Below are 17,674 nucleotides of genomic sequence, written 5' to 3' on the forward strand. Positions count from 1 at the left end.
GACGCTCATGAAGATCGTGTGCATCGGGGCCGGACCAGCCGGCCTCTACCTGGCCATCTCGGCGAAGCTGCGCGACGCCGGCAACGACATCACGGTGATCGAACGCGATCCACCGGGCGCCACCTACGGCTGGGGCGTCGTGTACTGGGACGACCTGCTGGACACGCTGTACCGCAACGACCGGGAGAGCGCGCAGCGGATCCGCGCCGCATCGACGCTCTGGCAGGAACAGATCGTCTCGCTGCACGGCACCGAACACGCCTACCTCAGCGGGTACGGCTACAGCGTGAACCGCGCGCCGCTGCTGGAGATACTCGCCGATCGGGCCGCGATGCTCGGGGTGGACATCCAGTACGAGCGGGCGGTGGAGGACCTGTCGGAATTCTCCGATGCGGATCTGATCGTGGTCGCCGACGGCGCGAACAGCCGGACCCGGCAGCAGTACGCCGACGAGTTCGGCACCGAGGTGTCCCAGGGGCGCAACCGCTACATCTGGCTGGGCACGGACCGGGTCTTCGACAAGTTCACCTTCGACTTCGAGGAGACCCCGCAGGGCTGGATCTGGTTCCACGCCTACCCGTCCAGCGCCGGGGTAAGCACCTTCATCGTCGAATGCCAGGAGGAGACCTGGCACGGGCTCGGCCTGGACCAGCTCGGCGCCGACGAGAGCATGCGGCTGCTGGAGGACATCTTCGACAAGCCGCTTGCCGGGCATTCGCTGATCAGTTCCTCTCGGGGCAAACCCGCGTCGTGGCAGCGGTTCACGCAGGTCTACAACGAAACCTGGCGGCACGACAACATGATCCTGATCGGCGACGCCGCGCACACCACGCACTTCACGCTCGGCTCGGGCACCAGGCTGGCCATCGTCGATGCGGTCATGCTCGCGCAGAAACTGCTGGAGCGCGAGCAAATGGCCATGGCGCTCAAGGAATTCGACCTGGAAGGCCACGCCGCGCTGCGCATGGCGCAGTCCTCGGCGCGCACCAGCATGGCGTGGTTCGAGAACGCCGACCGCTACACGCATCGCAATGCCGTGGACTTCTGCTACGCGATGTCCACCCGGAACAGCTTGCAGCCGCCCTGGCGCTACCAGCAGCACGTTCTCACGCAGCACCCGGCTGCGCGCAAGGCCTTACGCCTGGTCAACAACGCCTTGCGCTGGGCTCAGGCGCGCAGGCGCGGCGAGTCGCGGCGGCGCTAAGGCCCGTTCCGAAAGTGGTTTGCGTAGCATGACGGCCAGACACAGTAACTCGAGTGACTGAGCTTGGGTGGCCGACCTGGCAGCCGCGCTTGGTCACGTCATCCGAAGCCGGACTGATCCGGTGATCTCCCGAACGGACGTGGAGATCTGGGCACCCGTGAGCGTTTTTGGGTGCCATAGCACCCAAAAACACTCACGGGTGACCGAAACGCTCGTCGCGATCCACATAGCCGCGAACACGCCCCCGCCGCTTCCCGCCATGGCGCGGCCAGGCACCGTCACCGGTGCTCGGGGCCGGAGCGGAAGGTACGGCTGATGCCGCGCCGGACCTCACCGGGGCTGTGCGCCTCCCGGTCCGGGTGGCGGACGTTGCTGGAGTGCAGCTGCCAGGGGACGCTGGTGACCATCACACCCGGCACGAACAGCAACCGGCCCTTGAGGCGCAGTGCGCTCTGGTTGTGCAGCAGGTTCTCCCACCAGCGCCCGACCACGTACTCCGGGATGTAGACGCAGACGACATCACGCGGGCTGGTGCGCCGGATGTGCTTGACGTAGTCGACGATCGGCTTGGTGATCTCCCGGTACGGCGACTCGACCACCTTCAGCGGCACACCGATGTCCCGCTCCTCCCACTGCTGCTGCAGTGCGCGGGTGTCCTCGTCGTCGACGTTGATCGTGATCGCCGTCAGCGTGTCCGGCCGGGCGGCGCGCGCGAAGTTCAGCGCCCGCACCGTCGGCTTGTGCAGCGTCGACACCAGCACGATCGCGTGCACCCGGCTGGGCAGCGTGGCGGGTTCGTCGTCCAGCCGCAGTTCCTCGCGGACCTGGCGGTAGTGCCGGGAGATCGACCGCATCAGCACGTAGAGCACCGGGACCGCGATCACCACCAGGTAGGCGCCGTGGGTGAACTTCGTGACCAGCACCACCGCCAGCACCACCGCCGTCATGCCCGCGCCGAACCCATTTATCAGCCGGGATCGGTGGATCTTCCGCCGCTGCGCGGGATCGGACGTGGTGGTCAGCTCGTGGTTCCAGTGCCGCACCATGCCGATCTGGCTGAGGGTGAACGAGGTGAACACACCAAGGATGTAGAGCTGGATCAGCCCGGTCACCGATCCCTCGTAGAGGTAGATCAGCGCACCGGCGATGACCGAGAGCAGCACGATGCCGTTGGAGAACGCCAGCCGGTCGCCCCGGGTGTGCAGCTGCCGCGGCAGGTAGCGGTCCTGGGCCAGGATCGACGCCAGCAGCGGAAACCCATTGTACGCCGTGTTGGCGGCCAGGATCAGGATGAGCGCCGCACTTGCCTGCAGGTAGTAGAACAGGAAGGTGTTGTCGCCGCCGAAGACCGCGGCGGCGATCTGGGCGATCACGGTCCGCTGCGGATCGGTCTCGCAGTTGCCTGCGAAGCCGACCAGGTCGCAGGTGCTCTCCGCGACGTGGACCTGGGAGATCATCGCCAGCACCGTCACGCCGCTGAACATGACGATCGCGATGGTGCCCATCGCCAGCATCGTCCGGCCGGCGTTGACGGCCTTCGGGCGGCGGAAGGCTGGCACGCCATTAGAGATCGCCTCGACCCCTGTCAATGCGGTGCAACCCGACGAGAACGCGCGCAGCACCAGTAGCGCCAGCGCGAGCCCGGTCAGCCCGGCCTGCTCGGGCTGGATGCCGTACCCGGCGCTCTCGGCCACCGGGGGCGCGCCCACCGCGGTCCGCACCAGCCCGACGACGATCATCAGCATGACCCCGGCGACGAACAGGTACGTCGGCACCGCGAAGGCCCGGCCAGACTCCCGCACGCCGCGGAGATTGATCGCCATCAGCACGACGATGAACAGCAGGTTTATCCCCACCCGGTGGGGGTTCAGCTCCGGCACCGCGGAGATGATGTTGTCAACCCCGGCCGCGACCGACACCGCTACTGTCATCACGTAGTCCACCAGCAGGGCACTGGCCACCACCAGGCTCGCCGACGAACCCAGGTTCTCCGAGACGACTTCGTACGATCCGCCGCCGCTGGGATAGGCGTGCACCACCTGCCGGTAGGACGCCACCACGATGGCCAGCAGCACCACCACCGCGAGCCCGACCCAGGGCGTCAGGTGCAGGAACATTAGCCCGCCCAGCGACAGCACCAGCAGGATTTCCTGGGTGGCGTAGGTGACCGAGGACAGCGGGTCGCTGGCGAAGATCGGCAGCGCCAGCCGCTTCGGCAACAGCGTCTCCCCCAGCCGGTCACTGCGCACCGGCCGGCCGACGAGCAACCGTTTCAGCACTTCAGACAGCCGCACGGGCTCAGCGTAGGCCCGGCCGCACCGATCCGGCCCCTCGAGAACCCGGCAGGGTCAGGGCCCTGGCGGGAACGTCCCCGGCGGTCTCGAGGCCGCCGGTGGTGCGGCCGGGGCACGTCTGTCGACGTGCATGGCCGCACCACCTATCGCCGGGTTGTCCGGATCACTCGACGTGGGTGGCGTCGCGGACGGTGCCGACGTATTCCTCGACGAGGTCTTCGAGGGCGACGATGCCGATGGGTTGGCCGGTGGTGTCGGTTGCGGTGGCGAGGTGGCTGCCTGTGCGGCGTAGGGAGGTCATGGCGTGGTCGAGGCGGGCGTGGGCTGGGACGGTGGGTAGTCGTCGGATGCGGGCGGGGGCGATGGGGGTTGTGGGGTCGTGTCCGGCTTGGTCGAGGACGTCTTTGATGTGGAGGTAGCCGGTGAGTGTTCCGTCGTCGCGGCGGAGGGGGAATCGGGAGAATCCGGTGTGGGCGACGGCTTGTTCGACGTCGCCGAGGGTGGGGTGTTGCGGGAGTGTGGTGAGGTCGGGCAGGGGGACGAGGACGTCTGCGACGGTGTGTTCCACTGAGGACAGTGTTTGGGCGAGTCGGCGGTGTTCGGATTGGTCGAGGAGGCCTTCGCGGCGGGATTCGACGAGGAGTTCGGCGAGTTCGGCGGAGGTGTAGGCGGTGTCGAGTTCGTCTTTGGGTTCTACGCGTAGCAGGCGGAGCACGGTGTTGGCCATCATGTTGAACAGGGCGATGAGTGGCCGGGCGAGTTTGACGAAGCCGACCAGGGGTGGGACCAGCCAGAGGGCGAGTCGTTCGGGTTCGGCGATGGCGAGGTTTTTGGGGACCATTTCGCCGACGAGGACGTGGAGTATGACCACGATCGCTAGTGCGATGGTGAACGCCACGGCGTGGGTGATGGTGTCGGGGATGCCGAGGGCGGTGAAGGGTGTTTGGAGTTGGTGGGCGACGGCGGGTTCGCCGAGGCGGCCCAGGCCCAGGGAGCAGAGGGTGATGCCGAGTTGGGCGCTGGTGAGCATCAGCGAGCCTTCCTGGCTGGCTTTGATCACCACTCGGGCGCGGGTTTTGCCTTGGGCCAGCAGCGCTTGCAGCCGGTCCCGGCGGGAGGACAGCAGGGAGAACTCCGCGCCCACGAAGAACGCGTTGAGCAGCAACAGGACAACACCCAGCACGATCGCGAAACCGTCGCTCATCGAACCTCCTCCACGGCCTCGGCGCTCCCGGTGTTGCCGGGTTCGCGGGTGAGACGGAGATCTGCGATGCGGTTGCGATCCATCCGCGTCACCGTCAGCACCCAACCATCCAGGGGCAGCTTGTCGCCGACCTCGGGTATGCGGCCGAGTTCACCCAGCACGTAACCGGCGACAGTCTCGTAATCCCCGTCCGGCAACGGAGCCCCGACGGCGTCCACGAGTTCGTCCGGGCGCAGCAGGCCTGAGATGATCCACGTGTTGTCGTCAACCTGCCGAACGGCCGGGATTTCGCGGCGGTCGTGTTCGTCGCGGACGTCGCCGATGATCTCCTCGACGACGTCCTCCAGGGTCACGATGCCCGCGCTACCGCCGTACTCGTCGACCACGACCGCCAGTTGCAACCCCGATCCGCGCAGCGTCTCCAGCAGCGCGTCACCGGCCAACGTCTCCGGCACCGTCGAAACAGGTTGCACGAGTGATCCGACGGTGGTCCGTTCGCGTTCCCCGGCTGGCAGCCCGAACGCTTGCTTGACGTGGACGACGCCGTGGATCTCGTCCAAATCACCGCCGTGCACGGGGAAGCGGGAGAACCCGGTGCGGCGGGCGGTGTCGAGCAGATCCATCACGCTGTCGCCGGCGGTCAGGGATTCCACGCGGACGCGGGGGGTCATCAATTCCTCGGCGGTGCGGTCGCCGAAGCGCAGCGACCGGTCCATCAGTTGCGCGGTCGAGGAGTCCAGCGTTCCGTGTTCGGCGCTCGAGCGCACGATCGAGCCGAGTTCTTCGGGGGAACGGGCGGACCGGAGTTCTTCTTGGGGTTCGATGCCGAAACGGCGCACGACCCAGTTGGCGCTGTTGTTCATCGCATCGATCAGCCACCGGAAGACCTGCGAGAACCGAGCGTGGTAGCCCGACACGGCACGGGCGGTGGGCAGTGGGCGGGCGATGGCGAGGTTCTTGGGCACCATCTCCCCGAAGACCATCGACAGGGTCGTGGCCAGCAGGATCGCCAGCGTCAGCGACACCGCCCCGGCCGCCTCACCGGGCAGCCCGAGCGCGGTCAGCCCCGGGCGGATCAGGTCACCGATCAACGGCTCCGCCACGTACCCGGTGACCAGCGTGGTCAACGTGATCGCGACCTGGGCGCCGGAGAGCTGGAACGACAACGTCCGGTGCGCCTTCTGCACCGCCCTCGCACGCCGGTCACCGACCTGACGGACATGCGCGTCCACCGTGCTGCGTTCCAGGGACGTCAGCGAGAACTCCGCGGCAACCGCCAACCCGGTGCCCAACGTCAACACGCCAACGAAAACAAGGCCGAGAACGGCCAACAGGATGTCCATCACCGACCACCCCAGAACGGGGCATCGGCCACCAGTCGCGGAAAGCCGGGACTATGTCCCGGCCCGGTACTGCCCTCTGGGGATTGCGCTTCGCGCACTGAAGACGTCACTCCTAGACAAACAAAGGGGAGGAAAGGGACACGCAGTATATCCCGAATGGGCTGGCACCCGAGCGAGCAAACTAGATCGAGATCACACTCTTGGGCGACCGCAGGCCGTCGCGCCCAGCCGGTCAAGTCCGGACAGATACACGAACTCGCGCCGACTCGACCAAACGGGCGATGTTGTGTTGATCACGATCTTTGGGGTGTTTGTCCGGAACTCGCTGCTCTACTGTTCCGTTCCAATGGACATGGACGATGATCCTGGCAGTCCCAGCCGCGCTCCTGGCAGTTCGAGGAGCGCGGACCCCACAAGGACGCTGACGCCACCGAAAGCCGGCAGGCCGCGCGGAGCCGCGTCGCCACACGTCCGCGAGTCGACGCCACCCGCGGACCTAGACATCGTCCACTTCGGACCACTGGGGAGTTCTGCGCGCTTCCGCGCCGCGCGGCGGAGAACCGGCGAGCGCTCCTCCACCGGACGACCAACTCCCCCTTCCTGTGCCCCCTCGGCCTTCCGGGACGTCGAACGCGGAAACGCCGAAGTGCATCGCGCAGGCTCACGGCCCCGCAGAACAACGCTGACCGGGCCGCGCCGAATCTCCGATCGACCGGGAAGCCGCACCACCCGCTACCCATTCGAGAACACGCACCGCATCAACTGACAGCGAAGAGAGAAGGAAGGTCCAGCAGAATGGTCTTCAAGAAGCTCCTGGGCGCGCTCGGTGTCGGCGGCCCGTCGGTGGACACCGTGCTGCACCACCCGCACGTGCGCCCGGGCGAGAACCTCGTCGGCGAGGTCCGCATCACCGGCGGCAAGCAGGACGTCAACGTCGAGCACGTCGCGCTCGGCTTCGTCACCCGCACCGAGACCGAGCACGGCGGCCGCGACGGACACGCCGGGGTGGAGTTCCACCGTGCCGTGGTGGCCGGGAACTTCGCGCTGCGCGAGGGCGAGAACAAGACCATCCCGTTCGAGCTGCCCGTGCCGTGGGAAACGCCGATCACCAGCGTCTACGGCCAGCACCTGCACGGCATGACGCTCGGCGTGCGCACCGAACTGGCCATCGCCAAGGTCGCGAACAAGGGCGACCTCGACCCGGTCATCGTGGAACCCTTGCCCGCGCAGGAGAAGGTGCTCGAAGCGTTCTCCCAGCTCGGTTTCCACTTCAAGAGCGCCGACCTGGAGCAAGGCCACCTGCACGGCGTCCGCCAGGAACTGCCATTCTTCCAGGAGATCGAGTTCTTCCCGCCGCCGCAGTTCTCTGGGCGCATCAATGAGGTCGAGCTGACCTTCGTCGCCGGCCCGCACGGGCTGGACGTGGTGCTGGAGGCCGACAAGCGCGGCGGGTTCTTCGCCCCGAGCCAGGACGCCTTCGGCCGCTTCCACGTTACCCACGAGGAAGCGCTCACCACCGACTGGGCGGGGCAGATCCACGGCTGGCTCGAGCAGGCCGCCGAACGACGCGGCGGCATGGGCCACCACATGGGCGGCTACGACCAGCGCCAGGGCTACGGCCACCAACCGCACGGCTACCACGAAGAGCACCATCGGCGCGGTTCCGGGATGGGTGGCATGGTCGCCGGCGCCGCGCTCGGCGCCGGCGCCGGATTCCTCGGCGGAATGGTCGCGGGCGAGATCATGGAAGGGGTTTTCGAGGGCGACGAAGAAGAATTCTGATCACCCGAGGCAGGCGGGTGCCGGGAATCCGTTTCCGGCACCCGCCACGCGATGGTCCCGTCATCGGCCGCCGAGATCACCCGCTAGATTGATCAACATCTTGTTCGGGCACGGTCCTACCGGGAGTCTAACCTGCTCGGTAAGGAGTGGCCGTAGCTATTCGGCGTTCTTGCTCCGCCAGGATTCAAGCGCCATGTCTGCATCCTCGGCCACGAGCCCGATGTCATCATCGTCCGCCAGCGCTTCGAGCACCGGAACCGCTTCATCCGCGTGACCACGGTTCAGGAGAAACGTTGCCGCTGCGCACCGCACTTGCGGCGACTCGGCGTCATCCAGCAGCGGCGTAAGCAACTCGGACGCGTTGGCGGCGTCCGCAACGAGTTGGCTCGCCGTCTCCGAGTGCTTGTCCGCGTCCCGTGTCGTGCCGCTGCGGATGGCGGACCAGTGCGCGGACACCGCTTGTCGGAACCGTTCTTGAGCTTCACTGATCGGGCTTTGTTCGGTCATCTTGATCCTCGCCTCGTAGCGCCCGTCTGACGGCTCGCATACCACGCCGGTATTGGTGGTCCCATGACGTGCCGTTCAGGCTATCGCGTCTTGTGCTGTCCCCACCGAGAGGCTTGCTCGCGTAGAACCTGGTGATCCTGCGATGCACCTCAACGGGCAGAAAGATCAAGTTATTGGTGGTGTTGATCCTTTCGGTGGAGAATCCACTGCGGTGATCCTTGGTCTGCGATTGCTCGACGATGTGGTGTAGCTCGTGCCCTGGTCGCTTCCCGAGTGTCCGCTTCGCGGCGGTGAACGACGGGAAGCTGCGGACTCCGCCCTCCTCGTCTGCGACGGTCTCCGGCGCCTGCTGTTCCGGTTGTGCCGGTGCCGCTGGTGTCGGGTTGCCACCGCTGCTCGGCGGACCCGCGCCGCCTCCCTGATGATGCTCGGCGACCTCCGCGATCTTCGTGCGGAGTGCGACGAGAGCGCGGATCACATCGGTGGTCGCGCTGACGACCTGTTGCGTCTGGCCGATGATGTCGGACTCCGGCCCGGTGATCTCCGCGAGCTGGTCTCGTACCGCTTCGACCTGATCGCACAGGTTACCTGCCGTTTGCACCGGCACGGCATCGGCGACCGTCCTCAACTGCTGGGCACGGTCGCCGATCGCCTCGCCGGTCATCCTTGCGCGTGGTAGGTCGCCTTCTCAACGATCATCAGGCGGAGCTGTTCAAGACCCGCCATTAGCTGGCTGATCTCGTTGGACACCGCCCCGATCTGTCCGTGCAGCTCTTGCGCCGTCGCGGTGTCGCCGAGAATTCCCGCCACCTGCTGCTGAATTCCCGCCACCTGCTGCTGAATTCCTTCGAGCTGTCCCTGTAATTCCTGGGCGCCATTCACCTGAACCTGTTCGGACAATGCCTGCAACTGCATTGCCTGCTCGGCAATGGACATCGGAGCTCCCTTCGTCGAATTGGTTGGGGAACCGGTCAGGGAGTACGGCGGGCGGATTCAGCACTCCCTGACCGGCATGAAGCGCGACGGCTTGGGGGTTTGCCGTCCCGCTGGGATGGAAACCGGTCAGGCGGACAGGGTTCGGGGAATGCCGCCGCCCACCTGACCGGCGTTTGACGCGTTACACCCGCCTGCCTTGCAATCGTACGAAAGGGCGTACTCGCGTCGATTTTCCTCGACGCACGAGCGGCACGCACGAACACAAATAGTCTGATTCGGCGGACCGATCGTCGGCCCGCACCGCGTGTTATTGCGCGATCCAGGCCGCCGTTCGTGCACTGTCCCCTCATGGTCGGTCCAGATGTCGCACACCGCTGCGGCTTGCCTGGAACCGAAATCAGAAAGAAGATCACCCGCCATACCTGGAACGTATGGCGGGTGATCTTGAACTAGGTAGGACGCAGTGTCCTACTGCACGATCGGACTAGCGAACGCCGAGACGCCCGGCGAGACCGCGCAGACGAGGCACACGGGACACCGGAGTGTGCAGCAGATCGCGAGTCACGGACTTGATTAGGTTCTGGTGCTTGGCCCAGTCCGGAGCGATCTGTTCGGCGGCCACGACAAGGTTCGCGGCCTGTTCGTGCTGTCCAAGCTTGGTATGCGCGAGCGCCCGATCCGTGAGGTGACGGGCACGGGACGCCAGAGGCAACGCCGCCCCATCGTTGGGCATCGTCCGGGCGGCGGTCAGCGCCTGGCCAAACTCCCCGGTCTGCACCCCCACGTCGACGGTCTGCATCGCGACCTGCGACGGTCCGAACGCTGTTTGATAGTCGTCGCGGTCGCATCCCATCCGGTCGGCGACCTCCGCGCTCTCGGAGACCAGATCGCGGGCACGGCTGCCGTTCTTAGCACGGGCCGCAGCGGTCGCGGCCGTGAGCACGAGCGACGCGGACAGATCAGGAAAGCTCACGTCTCCGCGTGGCGTGATCGTCTCGGCAGTCCTCACCGCCAGCGCTTCGGACTCGGCGTAGCGGCCGGAGACGAGCAACTGCCAGGACACCGACCCGCGCAGAGTCGCGGCGAGAAGCGGATCGTTGCTCTGGTCGGCAGCGGCGACCGCTTGACGGACTGCCAGGAACGCGGCGTCGGACTGACGCAGGTGCACGAGCGCGCAACCGGCAACCCAGTAGCCCCGCGCCAATAGTTCCGCCGCCTGCGCTCGTTGGTTGCCGTCGCTGGCTTCGAACGTGGCTCGTAGGGAGTGCAGCGCGGGCGGCAACAACGCGGTGAGCTGGTCGTACTTGCCTGCCCAGTACGTACCCCACAGGTACGTAAGTGTCCGCCCCGCCTCCCGGTGCGGCATCGGCTCGACCGCGACGCTTAACCCGCCGATCAGGTCGTCGACACCGCTCACGGCGAAGCGAAGCGCGGTCACACCCTCCGATTGGTCGTGCTCCGGCAGAGACCCCCGTCCCATGAGATCGGCGAGGGTCACGTCCAGTGCGCGGGCGAGCCGGTGCAGACTCGCGACACTGGCTGTGTTCCGGGTGCCCTGTTCGAGCTTTCGAACCAGGTCGACGGACACCCCAGCCCGCTCGGCTAGCTGGCGTTGGGTGTAGAGCCTGCCTCGCAGTTCCCGGATGCGTTCACCGATCGCCTTGCCTGCCAGTTCGTCAGCCATGCCAGGGCACCACCCTTCGCGGAGTCGGCCCCTTCGCTTACCCCCGGCCCGTCGACCGGAGGCGTACCTCCGCGAAGAGGTAACCCAGGGTAGCCAGATCCTGATCAGGTGACGAGACACCGACGGCCGATGCGAACTCCTGGCACCCGTTGAGAAGCAGCGTCGACCCGCCGCCCATGTGGGGCAAACCATGATCAAACCGCGTGGGGCAAACGTGGGCTCGAAACCATCACATGACGTACTAACAGCAGATCAGCAGCGTATAGACTATGCATGACCAAACCGCCGGTCGCACCACCCGTAACCAGCGTTTTCCCGGGTCAACGCCAAGCTGCGTAGAAAAGCGCACCCTTGGGCTCGACAGCTACTTCTCAACAGCTACTCAAGGGTGTCCCTCGCCTCCCACGCTGGTTCCAACAACGGCTCTTGCGCGTCGCAGCTGCGGCGCGGGCGCTCGGAATTGTGGATCCACCGGTCCTGGATCTCGCCGAGGGAAACCGGTCGACCGCCGCGTCAGCCGATGAACTGGTCGTAGAGGAGGTAGCAGTTCAGGCCGACGATCAGGGTGGTGATCAGGGTCATCACCGTCGTCAGCCAGCGCGGGTTGGCGAACTCCCCCATCACCGCGCGGTCCCGGGTCACCAGCAGCAGCGGGATCAGCGCGAAGGGGATGCCGAAGCTCAGCACGACCTGGCTGAAGTTGAGGACGTCGGTGGTGTTCATGCCGAGCGCGATGACCACGAGCGCGGGCACCATCGTGATCAACCGGCGGAGGAGCAACGGGATCCGGAAGTTGATGAACCCCGCCATGACGACCTGCCCGGCGAAGGTGCCGACGCCGGACGAGGAGATCCCGGACGCGAGCAGAGCGACCGCGAACACCAGGGCCGCGGCACCACCGGCGAGCGTGGCGAGGCCCGCGTGCGCGTCCTCGATGGTGCTGATGCCCGTGTTCCCGGTGGCGTGGAAGAGCTTCGCCGCGACCAGCAGCATCGACAGGTTGATCATTCCGGCGAGTCCGAGCGCGACGACTACGTCCCAGCGCTCGAAGCGCAGCACCCGGCGGCGGTCGTCGTCGTTCGAGCACGCCACCCGGCGGCTCGTCAGCGCCGAGTGCAGGTAGACGACGTGCGGCATCACGGTGGCGCCGACGATCCCCACCGCGAGGTAGGCGCTGCCGCTGGGCAGCGTCGGCACCAGCCCGGAGATGGCCTGAGCCGGCTCCACGCCGATCTGCAGCAGTTCGTAGGCGAAACCGGCGATGATCAGCAGCAGCAACCCGGCGATCGCCCGCTCGAAGGGCCGGTAGCCCAGCGCCTGCAGGCCCAGCAGCACGAACGCGACCACCGCGGTGATCAGCGCCGCCGGCATCATCGGGATGCCGAAGAGCAGGTACAGGCCCAGAGCCGCGCCGACGAACTCAGCCAGGTCGGTGGACATGGCGACGATCTCCGCCTGCAACCAGAGCCCCCACCGCATCGGCCGGGAATACCGCTCCCGGCATACCTCGGGAAGGGTCTTGCCGGTGACTACGCCGATCTTGGCGGACAGGAACTGCACCGGCATCGCCATCAGGTTCGCCAGCACCACGACCCACACCAGCGCGTAACCGAATTCCGCGCCGGCGCCGATGTTCGTCGAGAAGTTGCCGGGGTCGACGTACGCGATCGCCGCGATGAATGCCGGCCCCAGCATCGCGAGCGCGCCGCGCATCCGGCCTCGTCCGAGCACCTGCCCGACGGCCGGTCGCGGGCCCTGTTGCGCATCGATCCTGGTCATGCCCATTGATCCACCCGTGCTGCCGCCCTGGCTTCCTGACCGTTGATGACTGCCTCCCGTTGTCCCGCACACCCGCGCGAGCCGTAGTTCGGCCCGGCGACCAAGAGATTACGGTATGCCGAAAATTCGTCTTCGAAAACCCCCAAGTGGACGCGCGGGCCCATCAGGTGCGGCCCTGCCCACGCCAGGGTGTTCGAGTGCGCCCCGTTGCGCACAGCGCATTCGCGTGCGGCACGTTCAGGTCCCGGGTCCTACACTCGAAGTACCGATTCCGCCGCGGCGCTTCGGCTAGATAGCCCTATGCGATGGGGGAAATCTACTCGGGTTTGGGGTCTCCGATGTCCGAGGAAAACCAACGCCGTCACGGCTACCGGGAAGGACTCGGCGGCGAGTTGCTGGCCGAGCTCCTGGGAACCTTCGTCCTGATCCTGTTCGGGTGCGCATCGGTCGCCGTCGCGGTCGCGGGCCTGCCCGGTTCGGGACGCCAGTCCGACGCCTTCGGGCCAGGGAACTGGCTCATCGTTGCGTTCGGTTGGGGATTCGCCGTGGTGTTCGGCGTCTACGTCGCCGGCGGCGTCAGCGGTGCGCACATCAACCCCGCGGTCACACTCGCCTTCGCGGTGCGGCGGGCCTTCCCGTGGCGGAAGGTCGTTCCGTACGTGGCGGCTCAGTTCGTGGGCGCGTTCCTGGCCGCAGCGGTGGTGTACTCCGTCTACAGCTGGGCGATCGACGCGTTCAACGCCAAGGCCGGCCTCGCCCGCAACCAGTCCTTGGACACGTTCGCGATCTTCGCGACATTCCCCGCCAAGTACTTCGACGGATCGTGGTGGGGACCGTTCCTGGACCAGATCGTCGGCACCGCGATCCTGGTGCTGCTCATCTTCGCGCTCATCGACACTCGCAACGTCGCTCCGTCCGCCAACCTCGGGCCGTTCATGATCGGCATGGTCGTCACCACGATCGGCCTGACCTTCGGCCCGAACGCCGGTTACGCGATCAACCCGGCGCGCGACTTCGGGCCTCGGCTGTGGACGTTCGTAACAGGCTGGGGCGATATCGCGCTACCCGGGAGCTACCAGTGGTTCAGCAACTACTTCTGGATCCCGATCGTCGGGCCGCTCGTCGGGGGCGTCATCGGAGCCGTCGTCTACGACCTGTTCATCGGCCAGGTTTTGGCCGCCCGCGCCGCGCCGCCGGAACCGGGGCGGGCGACCGAGGAGGCACCCGAAACGCGGCAGTAAGACAGTCTGAGCTGCCCAGCTGAATCTGGACAGGACTTACGCCCGAAACGCAGCAGTAAGGCGTTTCCGAGTCGGCGGTCCGCGCCGCCAGCGACGCATGGGGTGGCGGTCAGCCGCCTGCGCCGCAGGCTGAAGGAGCTGACCGGCGAGGGAGACCTCACCCCGGCGCAGGCCTCGGTGCCGGCCCGGCTGGACAAGGACGGAGCGGCCCCGGCCAGCGAGCTGGCCGCCGGGGAGCGCGTGCGCCCCCAGTCCATGGCGACGATCGTCGCGGCGCTCGAACGAGCCGAGCTGGTGGACCGGCACCCCGACCTCGATGACGGACGGCGGCAGCTGGTCACCCTCACCGAAGTGGGGCCCCTCACCGAAGTGTGGCGAGAGAGGCGAGCCGGCTCTCGGCAGGCTCGTCAGGCATGGCTGGCGCGGACGTTGCAAGAGCGCTGCACCGAGGAGCAGCGGCTGGTGATCATCGACGCGATGGCGCTGTTGGACGACGTGGCCCAGTCTTGACGAGGCAGGCAAGGCCGCCCGCTACCAGCACGGCGCCACCACTGACGGCCTGCACCACCTCGCTTGGCTCCTGCTCGGCATCGCCGCCCTGCTCGCCAAGACCGACCGACTGAAACCCGTTGCCAGGACTGAAGCTTTTCGCGTCTGGGGTCAATCCGCACCTGCTCCTGCCCGAACGAGCCGCCGGCCGATCCGGGCGATCTCGTCGATGATCGCGGCAGCGGCCGAGACATCGGCGGACAACGGGCGATCCCGGGCATCCGGATCGAGCGCGCCGCAAGCCCGTCGGTAAACCGCCTGGACCGGTTGGACAGGGCCAGCCCCGCGCAACCGGAGCGCGCGGACCGCGGCCACCAGTTCGCAAGCCAGGACGAGCCGGTACGCCTCCGCCGCGCGGCGGGACTGCCTGGCCGCCTGCGAAGCGAAACTCGCGTGTTCTTCGGTGCCCCTGGAAAGCACCACGTGGCCCAGCGTCGCGGGATAAGCGGCGTTGCGCAGCTCGGCCAAGGCGGAACCGACGCCGTACTCGAGCACCATGATTCCCGAGCTGCCCGGCGGGCCGGTGGCAAGGAACGGGCGCAGGCAGGTCATCTCGGGGTCGGTGAGCAGCGACAGCCTCCCTGCCGACAGTTGCGCGGTCGAGAGCATCGCCAGCCGCAGCCGGTCCAGCGCGAGGGCGAGCTGGGCGGCGTGGAACCCGCCGTGGTGGCGGACCTGATGGTCGGTGATCAGCGGATTCTCGCCTGCGGCGTTGAGTTCCACGGCCAAGACCGAGTCGATGTCGGCCAAGGCCTCCAACGCGGGGCCGTGGACCTGGGGGAAGCACCGCAGACCGAACGGGTCCTGGACCCTGCGTCCAGCAGTCACCGCCCCGCCGAGCAATGCCAGCATGTCGGCGGCGACCCGGGCCGCTCCGGCGTTCGGCCGCCCGGCGTGCACCTCAGGCGCGAACGGCTCGGTCGACCCATCGACGGCGAGCAAGGTCAGCGCGGCGATCGGAGCGGTCGCATCAAGAAGCCCGTGCACCTCCTCCGCCGCCAGCGCCGCCTGGGCGATGGTCAGGGCGTTGCTGCTGATCAATGCCAGGGCGTCGCCGTCGGTCATGATGACCGGATCCGGCGGCCGTCCCCCACCGGCCCAGCTCGCCTCTCCCGCGAGAGCGAGCCCGAGTTCGGCCAACGGGCCGAGATCGCCGGTTCCGACGGCGCCGTGCTCGTGCACCTCCGGACAGGTACCGGCGTTGAGCGCGGTGACCATTGCTTCGGCGATAGCGGGTTGCAGCGCGGCACCGCGCAGAACCTGGTTCACCCGGACCGCCAGCATCGCCCGGACGTCTCGTTCGGGCAGCAGGTTCCCGATTCCGCTGGCATGGCTGCGAAGCAGCCGCATCCCGTGCGCCGCGCTTCCGGGCACCACTTCGGCACGGTTGGCACCGACGCCGGTGGTGCGCCCGTACACCGGCCGCGGCACGGGCTTCCGCGCGTTCAGCCAACGCTTTCGGAGACGGTCCAACGCGGCCGGTGACGCGCCGACCCCAAGGCCGTCCGCGATCCGAACCACGTCCTCAGCGGCCAGTTCTGGACCGCCGAGGAGCACGGGATTTCCGGCGCGCAACGCACCCCGAACGGCAGTCACGACTCCTCCCTCCACGCACAGGGTCAGATGAGGGCTGTGTCGTCGATGGGACGCAGCTCCTCGGCGTACGACACGGAAACTCGCCGGATCACGCCGCCGGACACGGCGTACTGCCCCATCCGCCACAGCGGTGGGGAGTACGCGTGGATCGAGACGCTCCTGCGCTCTTTGCCCGTGAGCCGGTGGATGTGCTCGGGGCCGCAGCCGAACACGAAGCCGGCGCCGACCTCGGTCGCCAAGCTCGGCCCGGCCACCGCCAGGTTGTGCTCGACGAGCGCACCCCCGGCCACCGCGACCGCGAACGAGGAGATGTCGTGGTCGTGCCAGCCCGTGTCGTTCTCCGGCGTCCAGCACAGCACCCACACGTCGACGTGCGCGTCCCGGTGCAGCGATGCGTAATGCCGCTGGTAGTCACTGAAAGCGACGTGGTGCCGCCACAGCTCCGGTCGGCGCGCCAGGTCCGCGACCAGGCCGAGCAGCTCGCGCGGGTCCAGGCAGCGGCCGGGCAGGGTTTCGAGAGTGAAACCGGTTGGCACCTCGCCGATCGGGAGCGCTCGCCGGGCAGGCACCTCGACAGTCGCGTGAGATTCGCCGATCACGGTAGTCCTCCTTCGAGCAGGCGACGCGGGTTCGAACAGCGGATGGCCCGGGAGGCGGCTTCCCCAAGGCCGGGATCGGTCGGCTCGGCGTAGGGGCGGTCGGTGCCGAGGACGACCGGGTCGATCCCGAGCACCCGGACCAGCGCGTCCACCCCGCGCGGCCCGTACGACGACGTGTCGACGAAGACATCCGGGTCGATGCGGTCGAACGCCCCGCCCCTGGCCACCAGGCGCTCGTGGTGCACGGGTGCCAGCCCCGCTCCGGCGGCGAAGCAGATCCGCAACTCCGGCAGCAGCGTGCGGCCCGCGACGTGCCAGGACCACCACGCCGCCTGCATCTGCGCCACGTAGTCGACGACCGGCGGCCACCACCCGGGCACGCCAGGCGGGCAAGTCGCTGCGCCAGGGTGCACCATGACCGGTCGGTCGTGCTGCTCGCACACCGCGAGCAGCGGGGCGATGCGTTCCACGTCAGCGGGTTTCCGCATGGCGTCGGCCGGGATCTGCAGGCCGACGCATCCGCTGCCGAGCGCGTCCCGCACCAGCTCGGCGTCGGGTACCAGCACGTTGGCCGCGGCCCAGACCCGGAACGGATCGGGCAGCTCCAACGCGCCACGATGCCATGCGTCCAGCAGCGGTTCCGCGCCCTCCGGCGGCAGCCATTCGATGGCCAGCGGGCTGGACAGTGAAATGACCGCAATCCCGTCTTCCTGGGCCGCGCGCTTCGCCGGTTCGTGGTCGGCCGGGTCCACCTCGAATGGCGGCTCGCCCGCCACGTGCAGGGTCCAGCCGCGCAGCAGCGGCGGGTTCGCCCGTGCGCGCAACGCGTCGATGAATTCCGCAGGCCACAGGTGCTGGTGGACGTCGATCATCAATCCGGGCACGGCAAAGCCTTGTGAAGCGTTTCAGTGAACGGCTTCAGTGAACCGCCTCAGCGGGCGTGCGGTCAAGGGGCG

General features: G+C 67.6%; 15 protein-coding genes. 4 read left to right on the forward strand and 11 right to left on the reverse strand.

What is annotated here, in order from left to right; genetic code table 11:
- Positions 1-7 precede the first annotated feature (7 nt).
- On the forward strand, positions 8-1,204 hold the full coding sequence (locus FDZ84_RS32770) for an FAD-dependent monooxygenase (protein ID WP_168589004.1): 1,197 nt from the start codon (positions 8-10) through the stop codon (positions 1,202-1,204).
- A gap of 278 nt (positions 1,205-1,482) precedes the next feature.
- Here the strand turns inward: FDZ84_RS32770 and FDZ84_RS32775 are convergent, their stop codons facing one another.
- From FDZ84_RS32775 to FDZ84_RS32785, 3 genes are all read right to left on the reverse strand, one after another.
- Positions 1,483-3,498: an APC family permease gene (locus tag FDZ84_RS32775; RefSeq protein WP_210435265.1), complete on the reverse strand. Its 2,016-nt coding sequence runs from the start codon at positions 3,496-3,498 to the stop codon at positions 1,483-1,485.
- Between the two features lie 163 nt (positions 3,499-3,661).
- Positions 3,662-4,702, reverse strand: coding sequence for a hemolysin family protein (locus FDZ84_RS32780; RefSeq protein ID WP_168589005.1), 1,041 nt, complete (start codon positions 4,700-4,702; stop codon positions 3,662-3,664).
- The gene (locus FDZ84_RS32785) at positions 4,699-6,045 is read right to left on the reverse strand and encodes a hemolysin family protein (protein ID WP_168589006.1); all 1,347 of its coding nucleotides are present in this window, start codon (positions 6,043-6,045) and stop codon (positions 4,699-4,701) included. Before FDZ84_RS32785 ends, FDZ84_RS32780 begins: the two co-directional genes overlap by 4 nt.
- Positions 6,046-6,840: 795 nt before the next feature.
- Here FDZ84_RS32785 and FDZ84_RS32790 point away from each other — a divergent pair.
- On the forward strand, positions 6,841-7,827 hold the full coding sequence (locus tag FDZ84_RS32790; protein ID WP_168589007.1) for a sporulation protein: 987 nt from the start codon (positions 6,841-6,843) through the stop codon (positions 7,825-7,827).
- 156 nt (positions 7,828-7,983) lie between these two features.
- On the opposite strand, the gene FDZ84_RS32795 is transcribed toward FDZ84_RS32790, so the two are convergent.
- The 5 genes from FDZ84_RS32795 to FDZ84_RS32815 all read right to left on the reverse strand — a co-directional run bounded on the left by FDZ84_RS32795 (position 7,984) and on the right by FDZ84_RS32815 (position 12,733).
- The gene (locus FDZ84_RS32795; RefSeq protein ID WP_168589008.1) at positions 7,984-8,334 is read right to left on the reverse strand and encodes a HEAT repeat domain-containing protein; all 351 of its coding nucleotides are present in this window, start codon (positions 8,332-8,334) and stop codon (positions 7,984-7,986) included.
- Positions 8,309-8,998: a hypothetical protein gene (locus FDZ84_RS32800; protein WP_168589009.1), complete on the reverse strand. Its 690-nt coding sequence runs from the start codon at positions 8,996-8,998 to the stop codon at positions 8,309-8,311. Before FDZ84_RS32800 ends, FDZ84_RS32795 begins: the two co-directional genes overlap by 26 nt.
- Positions 8,995-9,270 (reverse strand): hypothetical protein, encoded by a 276-nt coding sequence (locus FDZ84_RS32805; RefSeq protein ID WP_168589010.1) that lies wholly within the window; start codon positions 9,268-9,270, stop codon positions 8,995-8,997. The genes FDZ84_RS32800 and FDZ84_RS32805 overlap by 4 nt, the downstream gene beginning before the upstream one ends.
- Before the next feature lie 484 nt (positions 9,271-9,754).
- Positions 9,755-10,954: a helix-turn-helix domain-containing protein gene (locus FDZ84_RS32810; RefSeq protein ID WP_168589011.1), complete on the reverse strand. Its 1,200-nt coding sequence runs from the start codon at positions 10,952-10,954 to the stop codon at positions 9,755-9,757.
- Positions 10,955-11,467: 513 nt separating this feature from the next.
- Positions 11,468-12,733 (reverse strand): Nramp family divalent metal transporter, encoded by a 1,266-nt coding sequence (locus FDZ84_RS32815; RefSeq protein ID WP_305852024.1) that lies wholly within the window; start codon positions 12,731-12,733, stop codon positions 11,468-11,470.
- 338 nt (positions 12,734-13,071) lie between these two features.
- On the opposite strand from FDZ84_RS32815, the gene FDZ84_RS32820 reads away from it, so the two are divergent.
- Both FDZ84_RS32820 and FDZ84_RS32825 read left to right on the forward strand, forming a co-directional pair.
- Complete coding sequence (locus FDZ84_RS32820; RefSeq protein WP_168589012.1) at positions 13,072-13,974, forward strand: MIP/aquaporin family protein; 903 nt, start codon at positions 13,072-13,074, stop codon at positions 13,972-13,974.
- A 102-nt stretch (positions 13,975-14,076) separates the two neighbouring features.
- Positions 14,077-14,484, forward strand: coding sequence for a MarR family winged helix-turn-helix transcriptional regulator (locus tag FDZ84_RS32825; protein ID WP_168589013.1), 408 nt, complete (start codon positions 14,077-14,079; stop codon positions 14,482-14,484).
- A gap of 150 nt (positions 14,485-14,634) precedes the next feature.
- On the opposite strand, the gene FDZ84_RS32830 is transcribed toward FDZ84_RS32825, so the two are convergent.
- The 3 genes from FDZ84_RS32830 to FDZ84_RS32840 are packed head-to-tail and all read right to left on the reverse strand — an operon-like array spanning position 14,635 to position 17,602.
- Positions 14,635-16,119, reverse strand: a complete 1,485-nt coding sequence (locus FDZ84_RS32830) for an aromatic amino acid ammonia-lyase (protein ID WP_168589014.1) — start codon at positions 16,117-16,119, stop codon at positions 14,635-14,637.
- A 23-nt stretch (positions 16,120-16,142) separates the two neighbouring features.
- Positions 16,143-16,718, reverse strand: coding sequence for a cysteine dioxygenase family protein (locus FDZ84_RS32835; RefSeq protein WP_168589015.1), 576 nt, complete (start codon positions 16,716-16,718; stop codon positions 16,143-16,145).
- Complete coding sequence (locus FDZ84_RS32840) at positions 16,715-17,602, reverse strand: amidohydrolase family protein (RefSeq protein WP_246868595.1); 888 nt, start codon at positions 17,600-17,602, stop codon at positions 16,715-16,717. Before FDZ84_RS32840 ends, FDZ84_RS32835 begins: the two co-directional genes overlap by 4 nt.
- Positions 17,603-17,674: the final 72 nt, after the last annotated feature.

The sequence above is a fragment of the Saccharopolyspora sp. ASAGF58 genome, from assembly GCF_012277335.1.
GTDB classification, from domain to species: domain Bacteria; phylum Actinomycetota; class Actinomycetes; order Mycobacteriales; family Pseudonocardiaceae; genus Saccharopolyspora; species Saccharopolyspora hattusasensis.